A 6,628-nucleotide genomic window follows, 5' to 3' on the forward strand; every position below is an offset into this window, starting at 1 on the left:
CCATGGATCTCGAAAGCTTTATCCGTGCGCCCCGTCGGTGGCAGTGGGGCGGTATGCCTGTTGCCGTCGATGGCGTTCCCATGCCCGGCGAGGACTGCACCACTTTTGTGGGCTCCTGGGTGCAAGAAGTCTCCGGCATCGATCCTGCGGTCGATCTGCGCGGCACCTATTCCACGGCCGAGGAAGCCGCAGAAGTCATTGCTCGCGAGGGCGGTATCGTGGCCATCGGTGACGTTCGACTGGGCCGGCTGGGCTGGCAGCGCGTCGATATGCCGACCGACGGGGATATTGGGATCGTGACGACCGTGTCCGGCGTCGATCTCACATGCAAGGAAATCCCGGCTATCCGGTTCGGCCCGCTCTGGGCACTGATGGGGCCGCGTGGTGCCATGGTCAAGAAACTCGATTGGTCAGGTGTGGCATGGCGCGCCCCGTAAGCCCGTTCGAAAGCGTGCTGCGGGAGGTCCTGCGCCCGCGTAGCGTGCTGAACTATCATCCGCAGGGCGTCATGCGGTGGGATTGGAACCCGGTTGACGGCTGGCGCGGGGATATGCGGTTGCCCCGCCGTGATCCGATATTCACGCCCATCTTCACGGCGATTTTCAGCTCGGTCGGATTGGGCGGGGTTACGATCCTTGGATCGTCGCTTGCCAGCATTGCATCGGCCCTTGCGGTCACCGCCCTTTCGATCGGCCTGCAGTATGCGTTGGCCCCGAAGCCGCCAAAGCCAGAAGATGGGCGCGCGCCGCTTGTCCAGCCTGTGCCGTATCGTTTTTGGGGCGTCGGGGAAACCCGTCTCGCTGGGGCTTACATGCTCTGGGAAGCCATCGGCAACCGGCTCTATTCCGTGCAGGCCATCGTGGCGCACGAGATAGATTCGATCACCGCCTACTACCTGAACGACGACAAGGTCACCCTGAATGGCAGCGGCATCGTGCAGCCGCCGGGCTCGGGAGGTCGCTACAAGGGCAACCTCGTCACGATCCGCACCCGGCTTGGTGCTGTCCCGGAGACCGCGTATCCCGAACTGACTGGTCCGCTGGGAACGCAAGGCATCTGGACGATCAACCACCGCGGCGACGGGCAGGCCTCGCTCGCCATGATCTGCAAGTCGCCCAAGGCCGAGGATTTCACGGATCGGTTTCCCTACGGGAAGCCTTCAGCGTCGGTGACGGCGAAACTGGCCAAGGTCTGGGATTTTCGTGATCCCGCCCAAGACCCGGATAGCCCATCGACGTGGAAATGGTCGAACAACTCGGTCCTGATCCTCGCCTGGCATCTTTGCTTCAACCCGTTCGGGGAGAGGCTGGACTATCACCGCGCGCTCCTGCCTGTCTTGGACATGTGGCAGGAGGAAGCTGATGTCTGCGATGAACTTGTCGCCTTGGCCGCCGGCGGCACGGAAAAGCGTTATACCTGCTCTGGCTTCGACACGACCGAGCACGGACCGAAAGCCGGGACGAATGCGATCCTTGCCACGATGGACGGCTGGACCTGCACCCGTGGGGACGGAGCCATCCTCGTCGTCGCCGGCAAGTACCGGGAGAAGTATTGTGTCACCCTGACCGACGCCGACGTGATCGGCTACGTGAATCAGCGCGGCGTGCTGTTCGACGAGGAAGTCAACCGGTTCACGCCGAAATTCAATTACCCGGCGACCGACTTTTCGACCACGGATACGGATTTCTTCGAGGACATTCCGGGCCAGATCAAAGCGGGCCGGGTGCTCCCCGAGGAAGGCCACTACGACTGGTGCACGCAATGGAGGCAGGCGCGCCGGCTCGGCAAACGGGACTGGATCAGAATACAGCAGAAAAGCAGGGGCTCGATCTATGCCAACCTCGCGGGCATCAATGCGGTCTATGCGCCTTGGATCAGGCTCGACACGCCCGTCATGATCCCCGCCTTGAACGGCAAGGTGGTTTCGAACCGTAAGGCGACGATCGACCTCATGAAGGGCGGCTTCCAGATCGACTTCATCCGCATGCCGGATAATCCAGCCGATATCGACTTGTGGATACCGGCAGTAGACGAGGGCAGGGCGCCGCCGGTGCCGATCAAACCGGTTTCGGAAGGTATCCCGACGCCTACGATCGATTCCGTCGCGGTGATCTCGGGCGGCGGCAGCGTGTTCTTGCGCGTGTCGTTGATCGATCCTGGACGCGAGGATGTCACCCCGGTTGTTCGCTACCGGGTTTCAGGCGGCAACTGGGTGGAGCAGACCTTTCCTGACGCCTTACCGGCCCTCGGCCTGATCACGGTCGATACAGGCACGGTCCCTGGCAACAAGTCGCTCGAGGTTCAAGCCGCCTATATCGGTTCGAACAGCAAGAAGGGCACCTATTCGACCAGCACGTTCGTCACGTCGACCGTGGATACCGTCGCCCCGCAGCCGCTGCTCTCCTATGGGGCGGTCGACGGCGCCGGCCAGTACAACGTCAATTTCACCACGCAAACCGACGCCCACTTGGCGAGTGTGGCGATCTATCAGGTGCCGAGCGGCGGAACGCTCAACCGGGTCACGCATCTGGTCAGCAAGCCGTCGGTGGCGCAGGGGATAGGCTACTCGATCCCGGTCGTGGCTCTGGCTGGCGTTTGGGACATCTACGCCGAGCCTTTGAACCAATCCGACATCGCTGGGCCGCTCTCTGGCCCGTCAACCGTGACGGTCTCCTAACCGCCCATTCCAACCGAAAAGCTTGCGCCCTGCCTTTGAGCGGGGTTTCCAGTCGTGGAGAACACCATGTTCGATCTGACCGCTGACATCGTCTTTTCCGACGGACCGTCGTCCAACCCGAACCAGCCTCAGAAGGCTATCGTACGCCGCTACCTTCGACAGTTCGAAGACATGATCAGCGCCGGCCTTTCCAACGGCGGCCTGATCTACGACACCAAGGCGAGCATGGATGCCGACCTCGCGCATGATGCGAATGCGTCTGCGTGGGTGATGACCGGGGATGACGCTGGCATCTATCGCAAGTCGGGCGCCTCCGGGTCCGGCGCTTGGGCCAAGATCGCCAGCCTGCCGTATAGCGTGGTCTACGCCCAGAACGAAGGTAGCGGCACGGCTGATGCGGTCAAGGCGACGGCCAGCGTGCCTGTATCGGCCACGGCCAACGCGCAACTGATCTCAATCCCGTTTATAGCTGCCAATACTGGCGCGATGACGATCTCGATCAATGGCGAGGCACCTCGTCCGCTCGTCACGAATACCGGAGAGGCCATCCCTGCCGGTTATGTTGCAGACGGCATGTCTGCTCTGGTGCAGATCGACAGCGAGGGCAAGTACCGGCTGTTCAGTTATGGCGATGCGACGGCGGTTCAGGCGGCCGCAGAAGCTTGGGCGCAAGGAACGGCTCCAGGCGGACCGGGAACCAAGAGCGCCAAGGAATGGGCCGACAGTCTCGGAGATTTTGCGACGAACGTGCAACTAGCTCAGGATGCGCGAGACGAAGCTGCTGGTAGCGCGACAGATGCCGCGCAAAGCGCCGCTCAGATCATCGACAACCTTGGTTACCTCGCTACCCCTGCATCGCTGCTGGCCGCACTGTCTGATCCATTGCTGCCGATGCCGTCGTTTATCGAAGGTTGGACCTCGGGCGACTTTGCCGGCATCTTCCCTGCCGCGCCTAGCGCCACCGGGCTTTCGACCGACAGTATGGGCGCGCTGATCTTGGAATACACGGTGACCGGGACGGCGGGCAGCCAGACTCTCACCATAAGCGCCGGCGACGAAAGTAAGGGCGGCGGCAGTTGGGGTGCGGTCATCCAGCATGACGACGGCAGTTACGGGGTCTATCGTGTCGGCGGGCTAGCTGGCGGCGCGTGCACGATCTGGCCAAATCTCCGCAAGGCCGTGACTGGCAAGACCATGCGCAATCTCGGCGGGGGCGTTAACGGCCAGCATTACACAGAGCCCGGCTACCGAGCCCTTGCCCGCCGGATTTTCGGGGCGACCCGCGCCAACGCCTATAGGGCCAGATATGTCGCTGCATGGGACCCGCTCACCGGCGTCAAGGAGGATTGGACGCCGGTCGGAGGGATGGGGGCTGGCCAGTACGGCATATCCATCAACAACAATTACATAAACAACGCTGGAGCCCGATCATTCGCCGCCTTTATATCTCGTAGCAGACGGGTCATTTCCGGCACTCCGACCACGCCATACACAGGCAAAGGCTTGACCAAGTCCTTTTCCCTTAAAGGCAAATCCGGCGTCTTCGAAACGTTCGCCTGCTGTGCGTACATTTCAAATGCTGCAGGCGGCGGCTTTTACCCCTTCACGGTTGTCGCAAGTGTCGATGGCGTCCAGTTCTTGAACAAGACTTACACCGAGAACGACGGCCTTGTTCGCGTCGTCGCTGACTTCCCAGCAGGTACGACTGGCACTGTCACCATAACCTTCGCCGACGACACGCCAGTCTTTGGTACGGCCCTCTATATCGATAGCGTGACGTGGTGGGTCTATGATCGGCTCGACACCTGGACCAACCCCGTTATCGACAAAAACGTCAAGACGTCGGTCATCGGTGATAGCTGGACCACGTTCTATCCGGCGACCGTGGGCGGTGTAGACGGTGTTCTCGGCCGCGAACTGCAATCGCTTATGGTCGCCGCAGGTGGCACCGGTCAAGTTGTTAGCGTCGGCACCGGTGGCACTACGGCCGAATTTGGGCTGACCGAGTTCGATGCCAAGGTCACTCCACAAAACCCCAAGCAAGTCATCATCTTGTATTTTACCAACGATCATAACCAATACGGTGACGACGGCTATGCGCGCTGGCTGAGCGCAATGTTCAAGCTTGGCCGAAAGTGCCAGATGATCGGGGCACGTCCGATATTCGTAATGCCTCTGCCGACTTCGAGCCTCACGCAAGCGATTGGTCACGGCATCTGGGCGACGGCGCTCGGCAAAGGGCTACCGCTGGCTACGTGAGGCAATGAGGTGTCCGCAGCGATCATCGCTTCTCGCCAAGCGTCAAAGCCCGCACCGTTGAGGTGGAGGCCATCAAAGGTGAATTCGGCCCTCAGATAACCGTCCGGCGCAAGCCGCTTGTTCAGATCGACGTAATGGCAATAGGGCTTTGACGCGCACAAGGCTTCTATCTCCTTGTCAGCCGACGCGATTAGGGTATTCACCGAGCGGTTTTTAGCTGTATGCAATATCGACTGCACGTAGAGATCGCGGTCGTGGAACGCGTCGATCAGAGATCGGTAGTTGGTGACCAGATCGGTCGTCGGGACGCCGAGCAAAATGTCGTTGATCCCGATCAGGAGGTAGACCTTTCGGGCCTTGACGGTATCAAGTCGCTTCAGGAGGCCGCCGGCAGTGTCGCCGGATATTCCGCGATTGACGATATCGACACCAGGGAACAGCTCGGTCCACTCGCCATGATCGGTGATTGAGTCACCCACCATCGCGATATCGCCCCGGTCGCGAGAATGACGATAGATGTCGACCTTCTGCCGCCAGTAGGTGGTTTTTGTGGGGTCACGATCCTGCGTTTTCAGGAAGATCGATCGCGCCAGTCTGTACATCGGGTTTGCTTTGTCAGCTGCGGTGTAGACACCAGCACCAAAGAAAACGGTGCACGCAACGAGCACAGAAGTCGATTTGAAAAGTAAATTCATCAGCAGCGCCCCCACGCCACCGATGCAGACTATCGAATACTTGGCGATTGCACAATCGTGTTGAAGAGACGAAAAAGCCCGGTCGCAAAACTGGGATAAGCGGCCGGGTTTCAAGTAACCGGCTATGGGGTACCGGCGGCCGGATCATACTCCGATGTGCAGAAGGGGCAATGAAAAAGCCCGGCCGCCGCAGAGGGCCGAAGCGACCGGGCCTGGGACACCCGGCTGCGTTCGGGGAACAGCCGAGCGGACTGACCTTATTCCTCGCCAAACCCGATAGAAATCACCCGGTCATAAGCCAAATGGCGGAGACCGCCTAGACGAGCGTCCACGCCGCAAAGAGGGCGACGGCTCCAATGATCCCGAGCGAGACGAAAGCAGCCGGATAGCGCTCCCAAGGATAGGGTGCTCGCTCCCAATTATAACGCATGGACTGACCTCCCCTCACGCGAAACGGGGAGGTTAACCAGCACCGTTCCCCCGCGTCAACGACAACGTCGGCGCATCACCTGAAAGGATTATCCCCATGACGAACGTGCCCACCGGCGCGGCGAATGCTGCTGCGCGCGATCAATACTGGGTCTATCGCCCGGTCCTCAACCTGATCGGAACTTCCGAAGGCACCGACAAGGGCCGCGGCTACAACGAAACCCTCGGCTACGGCATCATGCTCGACGGCAAGGTGACCAAGGGCAAGGGGCCGACCATTGATCTGGTGTCGATGACGCTGGATCAGGTCGATGCGGTCCAGACCCGCATGCTCAAGGATCCCGACAATCGCAAGCTGCGCAGTTCAGCAGTCGGGCGGTATCAGGTTATCCGCACGACGCTGCGGGCGATCCGCAAGCAGCTTCCCGGCCGCTATCCCGGCTCTCGCAAGTTCGACGCCGACTGTCAGGACGAGATCGCCTGCTACCTTCTGGGCCAGCGCGGTATCGACAAGTGGCTGGCCGGCCGGCTCTCGCTCGACACACTCATGCGCAACCTGGCGCAGGAA

4 protein-coding genes and 1 pseudogene are annotated in these 6,628 nt (G+C 60.8%); 4 read left to right on the forward strand and 1 reads right to left on the reverse strand.

Features of this window, described 5'->3' with window-relative positions:
- The first annotated feature begins 2 nt into the window (after positions 1–2).
- The 3 genes from ACFOHJ_RS18145 (at position 3) to ACFOHJ_RS18155 (ending at position 4,936) form a co-directional block, all read left to right on the forward strand.
- Positions 3–437, forward strand: coding sequence for a DUF6950 family protein (locus ACFOHJ_RS18145; protein ID WP_378223033.1), 435 nt, complete (start codon positions 3–5; stop codon positions 435–437).
- Complete coding sequence (locus tag ACFOHJ_RS18150) at positions 422–2,677, forward strand: hypothetical protein (RefSeq protein ID WP_378223035.1); 2,256 nt, start codon at positions 422–424, stop codon at positions 2,675–2,677. The genes ACFOHJ_RS18145 and ACFOHJ_RS18150 overlap by 16 nt, the downstream gene beginning before the upstream one ends.
- Before the next feature lie 66 nt (positions 2,678–2,743).
- Entirely contained in the window at positions 2,744–4,936 is a 2,193-nt protein-coding gene (locus tag ACFOHJ_RS18155; protein ID WP_378223036.1) for a hypothetical protein, read from the forward strand.
- Here ACFOHJ_RS18155 and ACFOHJ_RS18160 read toward each other — a convergent pair.
- A complete protein-coding gene (locus ACFOHJ_RS18160; protein WP_378223039.1) occupies positions 4,885–5,631 on the reverse strand; it encodes a GDSL-type esterase/lipase family protein in 747 nt (248 codons plus the stop codon). The genes ACFOHJ_RS18155 and ACFOHJ_RS18160 overlap by 52 nt on opposite strands.
- A 526-nt stretch (positions 5,632–6,157) precedes the next feature.
- Between ACFOHJ_RS18160 and ACFOHJ_RS18165 the strand changes: the two are divergent.
- A pseudogene (locus tag ACFOHJ_RS18165) lies at positions 6,158–6,628 on the forward strand (hypothetical protein); the annotation flags it as partial.

This window comes from Aquamicrobium soli (assembly GCF_042646345.1).
Lineage (GTDB): Bacteria > Pseudomonadota > Alphaproteobacteria > Rhizobiales > Rhizobiaceae > Mesorhizobium > Mesorhizobium soli_A.